Consider the following 2,500-nt stretch of genomic DNA (forward strand, 5'->3'; position numbering starts at 1 on the left):
TGCTCCCTGATGTTAGCGGCGGACGGGTGAGTAACACGTGGGTAACCTGCCTGTAAGACTGGGATAACTCCGGGAAACCGGGGCTAATACCGGATGGTTGTCTGAACCGCATGGTTCAGACATAAAAGGTGGCTTCGGCTACCACTTACAGATGGACCCGCGGCGCATTAGCTAGTTGGTGAGGTAACGGCTCACCAAGGCGACGATGCGTAGCCGACCTGAGAGGGTGATCGGCCACACTGGGACTGAGACACGGCCCAGACTCCTACGGGAGGCAGCAGTAGGGAATCTTCCGCAATGGACGAAAGTCTGACGGAGCAACGCCGCGTGAGTGATGAAGGTTTTCGGATCGTAAAGCTCTGTTGTTAGGGAAGAACAAGTGCCGTTCAAATAGGGCGGCACCTTGACGGTACCTAACCAGAAAGCCACGGCTAACTACGTGCCAGCAGCCGCGGTAATACGTAGGTGGCAAGCGTTGTCCGGAATTATTGGGCGTAAAGGGCTCGCAGGCGGTTTCTTAAGTCTGATGTGAAAGCCCCCGGCTCAACCGGGGAGGGTCATTGGAAACTGGGGAACTTGAGTGCAGAAGAGGAGAGTGGAATTCCACGTGTAGCGGTGAAATGCGTAGAGATGTGGAGGAACACCAGTGGCGAAGGCGACTCTCTGGTCTGTAACTGACGCTGAGGAGCGAAAGCGTGGGGAGCGAACAGGATTAGATACCCTGGTAGTCCACGCCGTAAACGATGAGTGCTAAGTGTTAGGGGGTTTCCGCCCCTTAGTGCTGCAGCTAACGCATTAAGCACTCCGCCTGGGGAGTACGGTCGCAAGACTGAAACTCAAAGGAATTGACGGGGGCCCGCACAAGCGGTGGAGCATGTGGTTTAATTCGAAGCAACGCGAAGAACCTTACCAGGTCTTGACATCCTCTGACAATCCTAGAGATAGGACGTCCCCTTCGGGGGCAGAGTGACAGGTGGTGCATGGTTGTCGTCAGCTCGTGTCGTGAGATGTTGGGTTAAGTCCCGCAACGAGCGCAACCCTTGATCTTAGTTGCCAGCATTCAGTTGGGCACTCTAAGGTGACTGCCGGTGACAAACCGGAGGAAGGTGGGGATGACGTCAAATCATCATGCCCCTTATGACCTGGGCTACACACGTGCTACAATGGACAGAACAAAGGGCAGCGAAACCGCGAGGTTAAGCCAATCCCACAAATCTGTTCTCAGTTCGGATCGCAGTCTGCAACTCGACTGCGTGAAGCTGGAATCGCTAGTAATCGCGGATCAGCATGCCGCGGTGAATACGTTCCCGGGCCTTGTACACACCGCCCGTCACACCACGAGAGTTTGTAACACCCGAAGTCGGTGAGGTAACCTTTATGGAGCCAGCCGCCGAAGGTGGGACAGATGATTGGGGTGAAGTCGTAACAAGGTAGCCGTATCGGAAGGTGCGGCTGGATCACCTCCTTTCTAAGGATTTTAACGGAATATAAGACCTTGGGTCTTATAAACAGAACGTTCCCTGTCTTGTTTAGTTTTGAAGGATCATTCGATTCTTCGAGATGTTGTTCTTTGAAAACTAGATAACAGAAGTAATTCACATTCAATTAGTAATGCAAGATATCACGTAGTGATTCTTTTTAACGGTTAAGTTAGAAAGGGCGCACGGTGGATGCCTTGGCACTAGGAGCCGATGAAGGACGGGACGAACACCGATATGCTTCGGGGAGCTGTAAGCAAGCTTTGATCCGGAGATTTCCGAATGGGGAAACCCACCACTCGTAATGGAGTGGTATCCATATCTGAATACATAGGATATGAGAAGGCAGACCCGGGGAACTGAAACATCTAAGTACCCGGAGGAAGAGAAAGCAAATGCGATTCCCTGAGTAGCGGCGAGCGAAACGGGACCAGCCCAAACCAAGAGGCTTGCCTCTTGGGGTTGTAGGACACTCTGTACGGAGTTACAAAGGAACGAGGTAGATGAAGAGGTCTGGAAAGGCCCGCCATAGGAGGTAACAGCCCTGTAGTCAAAACTTCGTTCTCTCCTGAGTGGATCCTGAGTACGGCGGAACACGTGAAATTCCGTCGGAATCCGGGAGGACCATCTCCCAAGGCTAAATACTCCCTAGTGACCGATAGTGAACCAGTACCGTGAGGGAAAGGTGAAAAGCACCCCGGAAGGGGAGTGAAAGAGATCCTGAAACCGTGTGCCTACAAGTAGTCAGAGCCCGTTAACGGGTGATGGCGTGCCTTTTGTAGAATGAACCGGCGAGTTACGATCCCGTGCAAGGTTAAGCAGAAGATGCGGAGCCGCAGCGAAAGCGAGTCTGAATAGGGCGAATTGAGTACGTGGTCGTAGACCCGAAACCAGGTGATCTACCCATGTCCAGGGTGAAGTTCAGGTAACACTGAATGGAGGCCCGAACCCACGCACGTTGAAAAGTGCGGGGATGAGGTGTGGGTAGGGGTGAAATGCCAATCGAACCTGGAGATAGCTGG

Annotated in this window: 2 rRNA genes (both cut by a window edge); both read left to right on the forward strand. The window is 53.0% G+C overall.

The annotated features are described in order from the left end of the window. Window positions 1-1,468: ribosomal RNA gene (locus tag L3V45_RS00990) — 16S ribosomal RNA — on the forward strand (it extends 82 nt beyond the left edge of the window). Between the two features lie 175 nt (window positions 1,469-1,643). Continuing rightward, a 23S ribosomal RNA gene (locus L3V45_RS00995) occupies window positions 1,644-2,500 on the forward strand; it runs 2,073 nt beyond the window's last position. Together the 16S and 23S rRNA genes form the textbook arrangement of a ribosomal RNA operon.

Origin of the sequence: Bacillus sp. R45 (assembly GCF_021729365.1) — a bacterium.
Lineage (GTDB): Bacteria > Bacillota > Bacilli > Bacillales > Bacillaceae > Bacillus > Bacillus velezensis.